This is a genomic window from Sorangium sp. So ce693 (assembly GCF_051521375.1).
Taxonomy (GTDB): domain Bacteria; phylum Myxococcota_A; class Polyangia; order Polyangiales; family Polyangiaceae; genus Sorangium; species Sorangium atrum.
In genome coordinates, this window is the sequence record NZ_CP150347.1 from 4,087,305 (window position 1) to 4,102,621 (window position 15,317).

General features: G+C 71.5%; 10 protein-coding genes. 9 read left to right on the forward strand and 1 reads right to left on the reverse strand.

Features of this window, described 5'->3' with window-relative positions; genetic code table 11:
• Positions 1-2 precede the first annotated feature (2 nt).
• Positions 3-866: a PAS domain-containing protein gene (locus WMF14_RS15595; protein ID WP_437801793.1), complete on the reverse strand. Its 864-nt coding sequence runs from the start codon at positions 864-866 to the stop codon at positions 3-5.
• Between the two features lie 236 nt (positions 867-1,102).
• Here WMF14_RS15595 and WMF14_RS15600 point away from each other — a divergent pair, with 236 nt between their 5' ends.
• The 9 genes from WMF14_RS15600 to WMF14_RS15640 all read left to right on the forward strand — a co-directional run bounded on the left by WMF14_RS15600 (position 1,103) and on the right by WMF14_RS15640 (position 15,317).
• Positions 1,103-1,555 carry a VOC family protein gene (locus WMF14_RS15600; RefSeq protein ID WP_437801795.1) on the forward strand — a complete coding sequence of 151 codons (453 nt, stop codon included), beginning with the start codon at positions 1,103-1,105 and terminating at the stop codon, positions 1,553-1,555.
• A complete protein-coding gene (gene scpA / locus WMF14_RS15605; RefSeq protein WP_437801797.1) occupies positions 1,548-4,196 on the forward strand; it encodes a methylmalonyl-CoA mutase in 2,649 nt (882 codons plus the stop codon). The genes WMF14_RS15600 and scpA overlap by 8 nt, the downstream gene beginning before the upstream one ends.
• Before the next feature lies 1 nt (position 4,197).
• Entirely contained in the window at positions 4,198-5,187 is a 990-nt protein-coding gene (gene meaB, locus WMF14_RS15610; protein ID WP_437801798.1) for a methylmalonyl Co-A mutase-associated GTPase MeaB, read from the forward strand.
• Positions 5,188-5,199: 12 nt separating this feature from the next.
• Positions 5,200-6,348 carry a DTW domain-containing protein gene (locus tag WMF14_RS15615; protein WP_437801800.1) on the forward strand — a complete coding sequence of 383 codons (1,149 nt, stop codon included), beginning with the start codon at positions 5,200-5,202 and terminating at the stop codon, positions 6,346-6,348.
• A 167-nt stretch (positions 6,349-6,515) separates the two neighbouring features.
• A complete protein-coding gene (locus tag WMF14_RS15620; protein ID WP_437801802.1) occupies positions 6,516-8,870 on the forward strand; it encodes a pyridoxal-dependent decarboxylase in 2,355 nt (784 codons plus the stop codon).
• A 403-nt stretch (positions 8,871-9,273) separates the two neighbouring features.
• The gene (locus WMF14_RS15625; RefSeq protein ID WP_437801804.1) at positions 9,274-10,236 is read left to right on the forward strand and encodes a macrolide 2'-phosphotransferase; all 963 of its coding nucleotides are present in this window, start codon (positions 9,274-9,276) and stop codon (positions 10,234-10,236) included.
• 101 nt (positions 10,237-10,337) lie between these two features.
• Positions 10,338-10,613 carry a hypothetical protein gene (locus WMF14_RS15630; RefSeq protein ID WP_437329499.1) on the forward strand — a complete coding sequence of 92 codons (276 nt, stop codon included), beginning with the start codon at positions 10,338-10,340 and terminating at the stop codon, positions 10,611-10,613.
• Complete coding sequence (locus WMF14_RS15635) at positions 10,610-13,618, forward strand: ATP-binding protein (RefSeq protein WP_437801806.1); 3,009 nt, start codon at positions 10,610-10,612, stop codon at positions 13,616-13,618. The genes WMF14_RS15630 and WMF14_RS15635 overlap by 4 nt, the downstream gene beginning before the upstream one ends.
• Before the next feature lie 319 nt (positions 13,619-13,937).
• Entirely contained in the window at positions 13,938-15,317 is a 1,380-nt protein-coding gene (locus WMF14_RS15640) for an MFS transporter (RefSeq protein WP_272103787.1), read from the forward strand.

A 15,317-nucleotide genomic window follows, 5' to 3' on the forward strand; every position in this document is an offset into this window, starting at 1 on the left:
GGTCAGGGCTTCTTGGCCGCCATCGCGAACGCGATCCCGTGGGAGAGGTCGCGGCGCGTGACGATGCTGCTGAGCTCCACCTCCAGGGCGACCAGCGCCTGAGCGACCTCGGGCCGGATGCCCGTCAACACCACCTCGACGCCGAGCAGCCGCACCGCCTGCGCGATCCGCGCGAGCGCGCTCGCTGCCCGCGTATCCAAGGCGGAGACGCCCGTGAGGTCGACGATGCATATCTGCGCTCTGTTGTCGGAGATCTTGTTGAGGAGCGCCTCCGCCAGCTGGTGCGAGCGGCGCTCGTCCAGCGTGCCGATGAGCGGCAGGACCAGCACCTCGTCGCAGATCGGGATGATCGGCGTCGACAGCTCGCGGAGGGCGGCAGACTGCGCACGCAGCCGATCCTGGAGCTCCTTCTGCTTGGTGATGACCTCGGTGAACATCATGATGCCACCGATCCCCCCGCGCTCGTCGTGCCACGGGAAGACCTGCCAGCGCACCCACTCGACGCGCCCGTCGGATCGCTGGAACGGGTCCTCCTCGTGGCGCTCGCTCGCCCCTGCGAGGCAGCGCTGGTGGATGTCCTTCCATCGCTGCGGGATGTCGGGGAAGACCTCGTAGTGCGAGAGACCGATGATCTCGCGCGGCGCGAGGCCATAGTCTTCGAGCCAGCGCTTGCTCGTCAGCAGGTAACGCATGTCGCGGTCGAACAGCGCGACCGCCGCCGGCATGTAACTCGTCAGGAGCCGCACGTAGTCCGCGAGCCGTTCCACCCCCGCGCCGCGACGGCCCCTGTCCTTCTCGAGCTCGCTCACGCGCAGGCGCAGCCGCTCGAGTTCCGCGACGAGCTCGTCGTGATCCCGTCCCTTCATGTCGCACGCTCCCCCCTCTGTTGCCCAGGGCGCGCTCGCGCTCTCGCGCGTCGTCGCGAGTCTATAACGACGCCGGCCCACGCCCGCAGCCCGTCGCGCGTCAGCAGCGTCGCGCGGCGCGCGGCGCGCGGCTCTTGCCGCCGCCCCGCTTCGCGGCTCAAGCTGCGCGCATGGCGCCCCCCTCGACACGGCCGGCCCCTGCAGCCCCGACCGGCCTCCCGACCCAACGAGAGCCCATGAAGGACCAGATTCCCGGGTTTCTGTTCATCGACCACATCGCCATGGCCGTGCCCGCCGGGCAGCTCGACGCGCAGGTGGAGGCGTACGAGATGCTCGGCTTCCGCGAGGTGCACCGGGAGGAAGTGCGGGGCACGGATCAGGTCCGCGAGGTGATGCTCCGCATCGGCGACAGCGACAACCACGTCCAGCTCCTCGAGCCGCTCTCTGCCGAGTCTCCCGTCCAGAAGCTCATCGACAAGAACGGCGGTCGCGGGGGCTTCGCCCACGTCGCCTACCGGGTCAGCGACGTCCAGGCCGCCTTCGACGAGCTCAAGGCGCGCGGCTTCCGCATCATCGACGCGGCGCCGCGGCCGGGCTCCCGGGGCACGACGATCTTCTTCGTGCACCCCCGATCGCGCGAGGACGCGCCGTTCGGTCACCTCATCGAGGTCGTGCAGTCCCATGGATGACAGGCTCTTCGCCGAGTTCGCGCCGGTCGCGCTCGCGACGTGGAAGCAGGCGCTCCACCGGGATCTCAAGGGCAAGACCGCGGACGACCTCTCCTGGGCGAGCGCCGAGGGGCTCCTCGTGCCGCCGATCTTCGCGCCGGACAGCCCCTCGCTCCCGCCGGCCACGGGTGGCCCGCTCGTGGCGTCGCTGGTCGCCGAGCTCGGGAGCGGCGCGCCGGAGCTGCGGTTCACGATGGGATGCAGCTATTTCCTGGAGATCGCCCGCCTCTGCGCGGCGCGCCTCCTGGCCGAGCTCCTGCGGCCGGGCGCCACGATCACCGCCGTCATCCCGTCGGCCGCGGTCCCTGGCGACGAGGAGCACAAGAACCTCCTCCGCGGCATCGTCGGGATGATGGCGGCCATCGCGGGCGGCGCGGACGACATCGTGGTCACGCCGCCCGAGCGCCTGCTCGGCAACGCCCGGGTCATCCTCCGCGAGGAGGCCCGCTTCGACGCCGGAGACAGCCCTGCGGCCGGCTCCTGGTACGTCGAGCAGCTCGCGCGGAGCCTGGCGCGCGCGGCGATGCGGCAGCTCGGCGACACGAGGGAGATCCCGGAGCCGGGCGCGGCCCCGTCGGACGTCGCGTCGCTCGATCACCTCGGCTTCTCCGCCGGCGCGCCGCCGTTCCTGCGCGGGCCGTATACCAGCATGTACGTGGTCCGCCCGTGGACCGTCCGCCAGTACGCCGGCTACTCGACGGCCGAGGAGTCGAACGCGTTCTACCGCCGCAACCTGGCCGCAGGGCAGACCGGGCTCTCGGTGGCCTTCGACCTCGCGACCCACCGCGGCTACGACTCGGATCACCCGCGCGTGGTCGGCGATGTGGGGAAGGCCGGTGTGGCCATCGACACCGTCGAGGACATGAAGATCCTCTTCGACCAGATCCCGCTCGATACGATGAGCGTGTCGATGACGATGAACGGCGCCGTGCTCCCCATCATGGCCTTCTACATCGTCGCCGCCGAGGAGCAGGGCGCGCGCCCCGAGCTGCTCTCCGGGACCATCCAGAACGACATCCTCAAGGAGTTCATGGTCCGGAACACGTATATCTACCCTCCGGCGCCGTCGATGAGGATCGTCGCCGACATCTTCCGTTACACCGCCGAGAAGACACCCAGGTTCAACTCGATCAGCATCAGCGGCTATCACATGCAGGAGGCCGGCGCGACCGCCGAGCTGGAGCTCGCGTACACGCTCGCCGACGGCCTCGAGTACCTGCGCACCGGGATCGCGTCGGGCATGGATATCGACGATTTCGCCGGGCGGTTCTCGTTCTTCTTCGGCATCGGCATGGACCATTTCACCGAGATCGCCAAGCTGCGGGCCGCGCGGCTCCTGTGGGCGAAGATCGTGAAGGGGTTCCACCCGAAGAACCCGAAGACCATGGCGCTGCGGACCCACTGCCAGACGTCGGGCTGGAGCCTCACCGAGCAGGACCCGTTCAACAACGTCACGCGGACGGCCATCGAGGCGCTCGCGGCGGTGCTCGGCGGCACGCAGTCGCTGCACACGAACGCGCTGGACGAGGCGCTGGCGCTCCCCTCGGACTTCTCGGCGAAGATCGCGCGCGACACCCAGCTCCTCTTGCAGCGGGAGACGGATATCTGCCGGGTCATCGACCCGTGGGGCGGCTCCTACCACGTCGAACGCCTGACAGACCGGCTCGCGCGGAGAGCGTGGCAGTTCATCCAGGAGGTGGAGTCCCTGGGCGGCATGGTCAAGGCCATCGAGAACGGCCTTCCCAAGCTGCGCATCGAGGAGGCGGCCGCCCGGAAGCAGGCCCGGATCGACGCGGGCCGCGACATCATCGTCGGGGTCAACGCGTACAGGCTGGAGAGAGAGGCCCCTATCGAGCTCCGCGAGGTGGACAACACGGCGGTTCGCGAGAAGCAGCTCGCGCGGCTGCGCGAGGTGAAGGCCGCCCGCGCGGAGGCCGCCGTGGGCGAGTCGCTCGCCGCGCTCACCCGCGCTGCCGAGACGGGCGAGGGGAACCTGCTTTCGCTCGCCGTCGACGCCGCGCGCCGCCGCGCGACGCTCGGCGAGATCTCCGACGCGCTCGAGCGCGTCTTCGGCCGCTACGAGGCCCCGGTGCGCACGGTGAGCGGCGTGTACGGCGCGGAGATCCGCGATGCGGCCGCCCGCCGCGAGGCGGAGGCGCTCGTCCAGCAGTTCGCGGCCCTCGAGGGCCGGCGCCCGCGCATCCTCGTCGCCAAGATGGGTCAAGACGGGCACGACCGGGGGATGAAGGTCATCGCCACCGCCTTTGCGGATCTCGGGTTCGACGTCGATATCGGCCCGCTCTTCCAGACCCCGGACGAGGTGGCCCGCCACGCCGTCGAGAACGACGTGCACGTGGTCGGGGTCTCCTCGCTCGCCGGCGGCCACAAGACCCTGGTGCCGCAGCTCATCGACGCGCTCGGGCAGGCGGGCCGCGGGGACATCCTCGTGGTGGCGGGCGGCGTGATCCCGCCGCAGGACTACCGGTATCTGGAGGAGCGCGGCGTCGCGGGGATCTTCGGGCCCGGGACGGTCATCCCCGAGGCCGCGGCGCGGATCGTCCGGACGCTCCTTGGGAGCCTCTCGTCGCAGGAGGCGCGCTAGGTTGAAGGCGAGCCCGAGGCAGCTCGTCGACGGTCTCCTCGCGGGCGACCGGGCGGCGCTCGCGCGCGCGATCACGCTGGCCGAGAGCTCGCTCCCCCGCCACCAGGAGCTCGCCGAGGAGGTCCTGGAGCGCTGCCTGCCTCACGCCGGCGGCGCCACGCGCCTCGGCATCACCGGCGTGCCCGGGGTCGGCAAGAGCACGTTCGTCGACGCCCTCGGCGTTCACCTCGTGCGCGACCGGGGGGAGACGGTGGCCGTGCTCGCTGTCGACCCGAGCAGCCCTGTCCACGGCGGGAGCATCCTCGGCGACAAGACCCGGATGCCGCGGCTGGCGAGCGACCCGCGGGCCTACATCCGCCCCTCGCCGTCGGGCGGCTCGCTCGGCGGCGTGGCGCGGGCAACGCGCCAGGCCATCGTGCTCTGCGAGGCGGCCGGATACAGCAACATCCTTGTCGAGACGGTGGGTGTCGGGCAATCCGAGGTCGCCGTCGCCGACATGACGGATTGCTTCCTGCTCCTCATGTTGCCCGGGGCCGGCGACGAGCTTCAAGGCGTGAAGCGGGGCATCATGGAGCTTGTCGATCTCGTGATCATCAACAAGGCCGACGGCGGGAACGTCGACAGGGCCGCGCGAGCGCGCCGCGACTATGAGAGCGCCTTGCACCTGTTCCCTCCGGCGCCTCACGGCTGGGCGCCCGTCGTCGGCGTCTGCTCGGCCCAGGAGGGCCGAGGCGTCAGCGAGGCGTGGGAGAACGTGCTGCGCCATCGCGCGCACATGCAGGCCGGCGGCTGGCTCCTGCGCCGCCGCGCCGCGCAGGCGCGCCGCTGGCTGTTCGAGCTCATCGAGGGGCACCTGCGGGAGGCGTTCCTGCGCAGCGCCGGCGTGCGCGAGCGCCTGTCCGGCGTGGAGGCGCTCGTCGAGGCGGGATCGCTCAGCCCGCTGCGCGCCGCGCGGCAGCTGCTGGAGGCCTGGGGCCAGCGGAGCTTATAAGGGGTCTCTCCCATGCGCGACGTCTGCTGGCGCTGCCGGCGCCCCCGTCCGGTCTGCTATTGCGCGCTCCTGCCCTCGTTGCCGACGAGGACCCGGGTCGTGCTCCTCCAGCACCCGCGCGAGCGGAAGGTCGGCATCGGCACGGCGCTCATGACCCACCTGTCGCTGCCCAACTCCGAGCTGCACGAGGGGGTGGTCTTCGAGGACGACGCCCGGATCGCCGCCCTCGCCGGCGATCCGACGACGGCCTTGCTCTATCCCGGAGGCGACGCGCCCGCGGCGGGCGGGGCGCCGGTGCGCTCGCTCCTCGTGGTCGACGGCACGTGGTGGCAGGCGAGGAAGATGCTCGCGTTGAACCCGCGCCTGGCCTCGGTGCGGCGCATCGGCGTGACGCCCCGCGCGCCGGGCAACTACCGCATCCGCAAGGAGCCGCGGCCCGAGTGCCTCGCCACGGTCGAGGCGGTGGCCAGCGCGCTCGGCGCGCTCGAGGGCGAGCCCGCGCGCTTCGACGAGATGCTGCGGGCCTTCACGTTCATGGTCGACCGGCAGATCGAGCACCAGGCGAGGAGCAAGGCCCCGCGGCGGCGGCGCGCGCAGGCGGCCTCGCCGCTCGCGCCGCTGCGCCCCTACCTCGCCGAGCCGGAGAGGCTGGTGCTCGTCGACGGCGGGGCCAGCTCCGGGGGGCCGGCGGGCGCGGGCGCGGCCGAGCCGACATCCGAGCTCGTCCACCTCGTGGCCTGCCGCGCGTCGGGCGAGCGCTTCGAGGCGTTCCTGCGCCCGCGGCGGCCGCTGGGCCCGAGCGTCGCGCACCAGCTCGAGGTGCCCGAGGCGCGCCTTCTCGACGGCGAGGACGCGGGCGCTGCCCTGACCCGCTTCCGCGCCTTCGTCGGTGACGGCGTGCTGGGCACCTGGGGCTCTTTCACGGTGGACGTGCTCGCGCAGGAGGGCGTCCGGCGCCCGCCTTTCCTCGACCTGCGCGACCTCTGCGCGCGGCACCTCGGGCGGCGCCCCGGCGGCATCGCCAACGGGGCGCGGGCGCTCCGGGCCGGGGAGCCGGCGCCGTGGGGCGCCGGTCGGTGCGGGCGCGCGGTGGGGTGGCTCGAGGTCGTCCTCGCGCGCCTGCTCGACCTCGCGGGGGAGGACTCGGCACCAGACAGCTAGAGAGACAAACGGGTCAAAACCGCCTGCAAACACGGATCGCGCCGGCTTGACCGTGGCCAAGGTGACCTGTACCGTCTGGCCACCTTCGTTGCGAGATTCCCTCGAGACGGCGAGTGAAGAGGAGCGAAAGCCTTATGGACGGGCGGGCGTCGAACGACAGATCCAGGATGAAACAATACTTCCAATTCGGCGACGGGCCGTTCCTCAAAGGGGCCGGGACGAGGTCGCCGGAGGCGTGGTTCTTGGGCCCGAAGGCCGAGAACGCTGACGAGTTCGAGAGGCTCATCGTGGAGGCCGTCCGGGATCACTCGTTCTGGCGACGGAACTTCCACCCTCAGGATCCCACGCACATCACCGAGCAGTCCAAGCGGCACCCGTCCTACCTCCACGCGATGGACTCGCTGAAGGACGGCTTTCGATCGCTCATGTCGTTCCTCAAGAAATCGGTGCCCTTCTTCAGCGATCGGTACCAGGGGCACATGAACTGGGATACCTCGATCCCCAGCGTGCTCGGCTACTTCGCCGCGATGCTCTACAACCCCAACAACGTCGCGTTCGAAGGGTCCACGGCGACCACGATCCTGGAGATGCTCGTGGGCGACGATCTCTGCCGGATGCTCGGCTATTCGCTGCCGGACGAGGGCGCCGGCGAGAAGGCCATTCGACCCTGGGGACACATCACTTGCGGCGGCACGGTCGCGAACATCGAGGCGATCTGGTCTTCCAGGAACTTGAAATTTTACCCGTTGTCGCTCCGGGACGCGATGAGATCCGAGCCGAGCCTCTCGGCGGCGCGTGAGCTCGTCGTGACCACGTGCGACGGCAGGCGCGCGCAGCTCGGCGCCCTCGACGCCTGGTCGCTCCTGAACCTCAAGGTGGACGAGATTCTCGCGCTGCCCGCGCGCCTCACGCAGGAGTACGGCATCTCGAGCGATACGATCACGGCGGCGATGGCGGGCCACTCCCTCCAGCACCTGGGGATCCAGGAGCTCTACCGGCGATGTGGGGCAGACCTGCCGTGCTCGCCTGTGTTTCTCGTCCCCGCCACGAAGCACTACTCGTTCCCCAAGGCAGCGGCCGTGCTGGGCATCGGCTCGGCGAACGTGCTCGATATCCCCGTGGACTGCGACGCGCGGATGAGCCTCTCCGCGCTGGAGGCGACGCTGAAGCGTTGCCTCGACGAGCGGCGGCCGGTCTACACGGTGGTGAGCGTCGTCGGGAGCACGGAGGAGAGCGCGGTCGATCCGCTGAAAGCGATCCTCGACCTGCGCCATCGATTCCAGAAGGAGGGGCTCTCGTTCACGGTCCACGCAGACGCCGCATGGGGCGGCTATTTCGCCTCGATCCTCCGCCCTGACGAGGGGCCGCGCGCGAAGGACGCGCCCTCGGGGCCTGCGGCCGAGATCGGGATGAGCAGGTACGTGACGGCGCAGCTCTCGGCGCTCGGCCGGGCGGATTCGATCACGGTGGATCCGCACAAGTCGGGCTATGTCCCGTACCCGGCCGGGGCGCTCTGCTACCGGAACTCGGCGATGCGCGACATGGTGACGTTCAAGGCCCCCTACATCGTCCACGGGGACGCGGAGCCGACCGTGGGCATCTATGGGCTCGAAGGGTCGAAGCCAGGAGCCGCGGTGGCGGCGGTCTACCTGAGCCACAAGGTCATCCGGCCGACCCGGAGCGGGTACGGGCAGCTCCACCGGAAAGCCCTCTTCAACTGCAAGAGGTTCTACGCGCGGCTCCTCTGCTTGGCTCGCCGGGAAGATCGGTTCATCATCGTCCCGGTCCCGCGGCTTCCAGCCGAGATCGGGGGCGGCGACGTGGAGAGCGAGCTGCAGTTCATCCGCGAGCGCATCGACCGACCGAGCCTCGAGGAGCTCCTGGCTGACCCCGAGGCGATGGCGGTGCTGCCGGAGCTCGGTCCCGATCAGAACATCCTCACCTACGCCGTCAACTTCAAGCACCCAGACGGTTCGATCAACACCAGCCTCGAAATGATGAACCGATTGAACAAGGCGATCTATGATCTCTTGAGCATCGCCCCCGGGGACGACATCTATCACTATCGGATGATCGTGAGCACGACGGACTTCAGCGAGGAGCACTACGGCAACGTCTTCATCGAGGACTACAAGCGGCGCCTCGGGGTCTCGGCGTCGTTGGGCTCGACGGTGACGGTGCTGAGGTCCACGATGATGGCGCCCTGGCTCCTGGAGTCGCCTGAGGGGAGCATCCTGGATGTGCTGGAGCTCGAGCTTCGCGATGCGATCTTCAAAGCGATGATGCGGGACTCGATGCTCCAGGCCTTCGAGGAGATCGACACGAATCGGGACGGCGCCCTGGACGTGGCCGAGATCATGGCGAAGTTTCGCGAGAAGGGCTTCCACGACAGCGAAGTTGACGAGTTTTTGCAGGTCTGCGACCTCGACAGGAACGGCAGTGTGTCGGTGAGCGAGTTCCTCGGGGCGTTCTCGCACTTCCTGATGAAGGCGAAGCTCTCGGGGAGAGAGGCGAGGGGGTAAGCCAGGCGGAGGCGGACCCTCGCCGCCTGGCTCGAGGCCGAGCCGGGATCTCGCGGCGCCGCCGTGCCGCTGGGCCAGCGTCGAGCCAAGCGCCCTGAACGCCGTTGCGGCCCGGGGCGCCGCGTGAGATGCTCCGGCCGTGGCATTCATCCGGCTGCGCTGAGCCCGGCATCCTCGTCCTCCCCGTAGCCCCGGCATGGCCGGGTCGGCGTGGCGAGCGCGCGGGTGCCCGTCCGTGCCCTGTCTTCCCTCATCACGCGGAAGACCGGGGCGCGGAGCCTCACGCCCGGCAGCCCGGAAGGAGCATGCCACGCACGCCTGGCCGGTCGTGAGCTCGCGCCGCGAGTCTTCCCCATTCACGCGCGCCGCCCTGGAAAGGTGGCGCGCGAAGAGGCTCGCTCTCATGACCGAACGTACCAGTACCCCGTCCACGTCTCCTTCGTCCTTTGCGCCCATCGACTCCGTCGCTGCGCTCCTCGATGCGGCGCGCCGCGAGGGGCTCCGTCTCGTCACGTCCCACGCCGGCTTCGACACGAGCGGGCTCGATTTCCTCGTCGTGCACGCCCGCGACGAGGACGGCGTTCCATGGGTCGTGCGCACGCCGCGCCGCCTCGCGGTGGTCGCGTCTGCCCGCGTGGAGGCCCGCGTGCTGGCCCTCGTGCGCAGGCGCCTGCCGGTCGCCGTGCCCGACTGGCGCGTGCACACCGATCAGGTGATCGCGTATCCGCGGCTCGTCGACGTACCCGCGGTGACCGTGGATCCCGAGGCGGGCGTGCGCTGGAACCGCGTCGACCCGGCGGCGCCCTCGGCGGCGTTCATCGCGTCCGTCGCGGAGGCCCTGGCCGCGCTGCAGCGCACCGATGCGGCGGAGGTCGAGGCGGCGGGCGTCCCCGTGAAGCCGATCGACGGCGCGCGCCAGGCCCTCGCGCGCGCCATGGACGAGACGCGCGCCGTGCTGGCGCCGCCGGACGTCCTGTGGGCGCGCTGGCAGCGCTGGCTCGCGAACGACGCCATCTGGCCGCGCGAGCTCGCCCTCGTGCACGGCGACCTGCACCCCGGGCACATGCTCGTCGACGAGGGCGGCCGGCTCACCGGGATCCTCGACTGGACCGAGGCCCACCTCGGCGACCCCTCGGGCGACTTCGCGCTCTTCGCCGGCGCCTTCGGCAAGGGGGTGCTCGACGCGCTCATCGCGCGCTTCGAGGCGGCCGGCGGCGCCACGTGGCCCGGCCTCGCGGCCCACGCCGCCGAGCGCTGGGCGGCGTGGCCCCCGCTGGCGGCGAAGTGGGGCGCCGACTCGGGCAACGAGGGCGTCATCGAGCACGCGCGCAACCTGCTCGCCGGGATCGCGGCCGAGAGCGGGTGAGCGCCGGCGCGCGCGACGCGCCCCCATCAACCACTGAAATAATGCGCTGCGTTGTGAGCCCGCGCATGTTCAGCCGCTGCGGCCCTGGGTAGCCTCTCCGCATGAGCGGAGGACACGGCGCGGATACCGGTGCCGCGGATCGCGCGCTCGTGCTCATGCTGCTGGGCACGGTGCTCCTCGTATCGCCGGCGCGGCTGCTCTGGGCCCGCGGCCTGCTCGCGGTCGCCGCCGTCTTCGCGGTGTGGGCGGCGCTGATCGCGCTCGCCGTGCTCGCGACACGCGCCGACCGCGCCGACCGCGATCGCGGCGAGCCCCCCCGCGACGAGCGCGAGCGCGGCGGCTCCGCGCCCGGTGACCGTGATCGAGGGCCGCCGTGATCGACGTCGGCGTCCTCCTCTTCGCCACGGTGGCCTGGCTCGCCGTGCTGGCCGCGATCGCGCTCGCCGCGCAGCGCGAGCGGATCCCCCGCGCGCTCGCGCGTCACCCGCTCGTCCTCGCCCTCTCGCTCGGCGTCTACGCCTCGTCGTGGACCTACTACGGCGGCGTCGGCTTCGCGCAGCGCCACGGCCTCGTCTTCCTCGCTGTCTACCTCGGCCCGACGCTCGCGTGCATCGCCACCCCGCTCCTCTGGTCGCGCGTCCTGCGGATCACGCGCGAGCAGCGCCTCTCCTCGCTCGCAGACCTCTTCGCCTTCCGCTTCCAGAGCCCCGCGGCGGGGGCGGTCGTCGCCGCCTTCTCCGTCGTCGCCAGCGTGCCCTACATCGCGCAGCAGTTCCGCGCGACCGAGCAGTCGGTCCGCGTGCTCTCCGGGCCCGGGCACGAGGAGGCCGTGGGCGCCGTCTTCTGGGCGCTGCTCACGCTCTTCACGGCGTTCTTCGGCGCCCGCCCGGCCGCCGAGCAGGGGCGCGAGGACGGCCTCGCGGCGGCGGTCGCGTTCGAGTCGGCGGCGAAGCTCGCCGTGCTCGCGGCGGTGGGCCTCGTCGCCGTGCTCGGGGTGTTCGGCGGGGCGGGCGGGCTCGCGGGCTGGCTCGGCGAGCACGCCGCCGAGGTCGAGGCGCTCGGCCGCCCCGTGCGCGAGGACAGCGGCTGGACGTCGATGCTCGTCATCAGCTTCGCCGCCGCCTTCCTGCTGCCGAGGCAGTGGCACATGGCGTTCGCCAGCGGCGCCGGCGACCGCGCGCTCGCCAAGGCGGCCTGGGCCTTCCCGCTCTTCCTGCTCGCCCTCAACCTGCCCGTCCTGCCCGTCCTCTGGGCCGGGACCCGCCTCGCGCCGGCCGAGCCCGCCGACAGCTACGTGCTGCTCGTGCCGCAGCTGCTCGGCCAGGGCTGGCTCGCGCTCGCCGCGTTCATCGGCGGCATCTCCGCGGCGAGCGCCATGGTCATGGTCACGGCCGTCGCCCTCGCGAGCGCCAGCGCCACGCACCTGCTCCTGCCGCTCGCCCGGAGGACGCTGCGCCGCAACGTCTACGCGCGCGTGCTGTGGCTCCGCCGCGGGCTCCTGATCGTCATCCTCGCCGGCGGGTGGCTCTTCCACCGCGCGCAGCCGCACCGCGGGCTGCTCGTCGAGAGCGGCATCGTGTCGTTCGTCGCCTTCGCGCAGTTCCTGCCGGGGCTCTTCGCCGCGCTCTTCTGGGAGCGCGCGACGCGCGCCGGGTTCCTCGCCGGGCTCGTGGCCGGCATCGGCACCTGGACCGCCACCTGCCTCGCGCCCTTCCTGCCCGAGCTGTCCGGGCTCGACCCGGGGTGGCTCGATCTCCTGCGCGAGGGCGCGGGCCGGGCCGACCCCGCCGTGTACGTGACGGTCACGGACACCTGGTCGCTGCCCACGTTCGTGTCGCTCGCCGTCAACGGCGCCACGCTCGGGCTCGTCTCGCTCCTGCGCCCCCCGGCCGAGGAGGAGCGCGAGGCGGCGCGCCTGTGCACGCGCCGCGAGATCGGCCCGTCGGTCGAGCGCGCGACCGTGGCCTCGAGCGTTGGCGCGCTGGAGGAGCGGCTCGCGCGGCTGCTCGGCCGCGAGGCGGCCGCGCTCGAGGTCACGCGCGCCCGGATCGAGCTCGACATCCCGCGCGACGAGACGCGGTCCACGGAGCTCCACGCGCTCCAGGAGCGCCTGCACCGCAACCTGTCGCCGCTCGTCGGCCCGGTGCTCGCGAGGACCGTCGCGGAGGCGGACGCGCAGGCCGCCCCCGCGGCGTTCGGCAGTCGAGCGGCGAGCGGCGCGCTCACCGAGGAGCTCCGGTGGCTGGAGCGGCGCCTCGCGCGCGGGGAGGCCACGACGACGTTCGTCGGCGCCGCGAAGGAGCTCGACCTCCTGCGGCGCTGGCTCCGCTCCGTGCTCGCGCAGCTCCCCCTCGGCGTCTGCGCCGTCGGCTCCGACGGCGCGATCAGCCTCGTGAACCGCCGCCTCGAGGCGCTCGTCGGCGCCGAGGAGCGCGACCTCGTCGGGGCGCCGCTCGACCGGCTGCCGGCCCCGTTCGCGGAGCTGTTCGCGCGCGCCGCCCGCGCCGCCTCCGCGGGCGAGGGCGGCGCGGACGAGATCGAGGCGCACGTGGCCGGCCGCGCGCGCTCGCTGCGCGTCCACCGCGCCGCGCTCGACCCGCTCGACGCGCGCGCCGCCTCGGGGGGCGTGGTCCTCCTCGTGGAGGACCGCACCGAGCAGCGCGCGCTCGAGGCGCAGCTCGCCCACCGCGACCGCCTCGCCCAGCTCGGCCGCCTCGCCGCCGGCGTGGCCCACGAGGTCGGCAACCCGCTCACCGGCATCGCCTGCCTCGCGCAGAACCTCCGCGCCGAGTCCGACAGCGACGAGATCCGCGCGCGGGCGGGCCTCATCCTCGGCGAGGCGGCGCGCATCGAGGCCATCCTGCGCTCCCTGCTCGACCACAGCCGCACCGGCGCCGTGCCGAAGCCCGGCGAGGGCGCGCGCGCGCGGGTCGGGCGGGTGGCGCTCTCCGAGGTGGTCGCCGAGGCCGTGCGGCTCATCCGGCTCGACCGCGCGGCGCCCCACGTCCGGGTGGACCAGGCCTGTCCCGACTCGCTCGTCGTCATCGGCGATCGGCGCGAGCTCGTCCAGGTCTTCGTCAACCTGCTCGCGAACGCCCGCGACGCGTCCGAGGCCGGCGCGCTCATCGCCGTCCGAGGGTGGATCGCGGCCAGCCAGATCGTTGTCGAGGTCGAGGACCACGGCAGCGGCATCCCCGAGGAGCTCCTCGCCGCGGTGCTGGAGCCGTTCGTGACGACGAAGCGCGACCCGAGCGGCACGGGGCTCGGCCTGCCGCTCTCGCGCTCGATCGTCGAGGATCACGGCGGGACCCTCGCGCTGCGGAGCGCAGTGGGGCGGGGGACGACGGTCGTCGTCCGGCTGCCGCTCGCGGGCGCGGGGTGAAGCGGTCGGCGCGCGACGTCGGGTGTTACCGATCGTAACGAGACGTCGCCGAGCGAGCCCGCCCGCGTGCTTGCCCCGTGGACGAACAGGTATTCTCAAGGCTGCTTGCGTGGTACTCAGATCAAAGAGAGCAGCATTCCGCGAGCTGGGGGTGACAGGGGCATCGCCCCACGCGCTGCCCGGCCCCTCCTCCTCCTTCGTGTGCGAGGGAGGACGGGTCATGAACAACACTCTGGCTGCCTCTTTCCGCTCGGCGCGCCTGTAAGCCCGTCTCCGGCCCTCTCGACAAGCGCTGGAACTCCTCCGAGGAACCGTTCTCATGGCACAGACGTCTCCCCAAACCTTCGCCGTGACCCCCACGAGCAATGCCCCCGCGGCCGGGCGTGAGGTTGTCAGCAGCTCCACGCTCTGGAAGGTCATCTTCGCGTCCGCTGGCGGCACGATGATCGAGTGGTACGACTTCTATATCTTCGGGAGTCTCGCCGCGATCATCTCGACCCACTTCTTCCCGAAGGACAACCCGACCGCGAGCTTCCTCTTGACGCTCGGCACGTTCGCAACGGGCTTCGTCGTCCGCCCGTTCGGCGCGCTCGTGTTCGGGCGCATCGGCGATATCGTCGGTCGGAAGTACGCGTTCCTCGTGACGCTGCTGCTCATGGGCGGCGCGACGGCGCTCATCGGCTTCTTGCCGACGTACGACAAGATCGGGCTCCTCGCCCCGATCGCGCTCGTCCTGATACGTCTCGTTCAGGGCCTCGCGCTCGGCGGCGAGTACGGCGGCGCGGCGGTGTACGTCGCCGAGCACGCGCCCGACGAGAAGCGCGGCTTCTACACCTCGTTCATCCAGATCACGGCGACGCTCGGTCTGTTCATCTCGCTGGCGGTGATCCTCAGCACCCGCCTCCTCGTGGGCGAGGAGGCCTTCAAGGAATGGGGCTGGCGCATCCCGTTCCTCCTGTCGGTCCTCCTCGTCGGCGTGTCCTTCTACGTGCGTTCCCGCCTCAAGGAGTCGCCGATCTTCAGCAAGCTCAAGGCCGAGGGGAAGACGTCGACCGCTCCCATCAAGGACAGCCTCGGCAACAAGCGCAACTGGAAGGTCATCCTGGTCGCCCTCTTCGGCGCCACGGCCGGCCAGGGTGTGGTCTGGTACACGGGGCAGTTCTATGCCCTCTACTTCCTGCAGAACACGCTGAAGGTCCCGTTCATCACGGCCACCATCGTGATCGCCTCCGCGCTTGCCCTCGGCATGCCGTTCTTCGTGTTCTTCGGCGCGCTCTCGGACCGCATCGGCCGCAAGAAGATCATGCTCGCGGGCAACCTGTGCGGCGCGATCGGCTTCTTCCCCGTGTTCTGGGCGATGAAGCAGAACGCGGACAACCCGGTCGTGCTCACCGCGCTCGTGTTCGTGCTCGTGCTGTTCGTCACGATGGTCTACGGCCCGATCGCGGCCTACCTTGTCGAGGCCTTCCCCGCGAAGGTGCGTTACACGTCGCTCTCGATCCCGTACCACGTCGGCAACGGCGTGTTCGGCGGGCTCTTGCCGCTCATCGCCTCGTCGGTGACGGTCGCGACGGGCAACATCTACGCGGGGCTCCTCTATCCGATCGCGGTGGCGCTCATCACCGTGGTCGTCGGCGGGATCTTCCTGAAAGAGCGCAGCGACGTGCGCCTCTGGGACGAGCTCGATCGCGCGGCTTGA

Excerpts from the sequence above, each read along its gene's own strand:
- WMF14_RS15595 (WP_437801793.1), bottom strand. The coding sequence starts at position 866 with ATGAAGGGACGGGATCACGACGAGCTCGTCGCGGAACTCGAGCGGCTG.
- WMF14_RS15600 (WP_437801795.1), top strand. The coding sequence starts at position 1,103 with ATGAAGGACCAGATTCCCGGGTTTCTGTTCATCGACCACATCGCCATG.
- scpA (WP_437801797.1), top strand. The coding sequence starts at position 1,548 with ATGGATGACAGGCTCTTCGCCGAGTTCGCGCCGGTCGCGCTCGCGACG.
- WMF14_RS15615 (WP_437801800.1), top strand. The coding sequence starts at position 5,200 with ATGCGCGACGTCTGCTGGCGCTGCCGGCGCCCCCGTCCGGTCTGCTAT.
- WMF14_RS15620 (WP_437801802.1), top strand. The coding sequence starts at position 6,516 with ATGAAACAATACTTCCAATTCGGCGACGGGCCGTTCCTCAAAGGGGCC.
- WMF14_RS15625 (WP_437801804.1), top strand. The coding sequence starts at position 9,274 with ATGACCGAACGTACCAGTACCCCGTCCACGTCTCCTTCGTCCTTTGCG.
- WMF14_RS15630 (WP_437329499.1), top strand. The coding sequence starts at position 10,338 with ATGAGCGGAGGACACGGCGCGGATACCGGTGCCGCGGATCGCGCGCTC.
- WMF14_RS15640 (WP_272103787.1), top strand. The coding sequence starts at position 13,938 with ATGGCACAGACGTCTCCCCAAACCTTCGCCGTGACCCCCACGAGCAAT.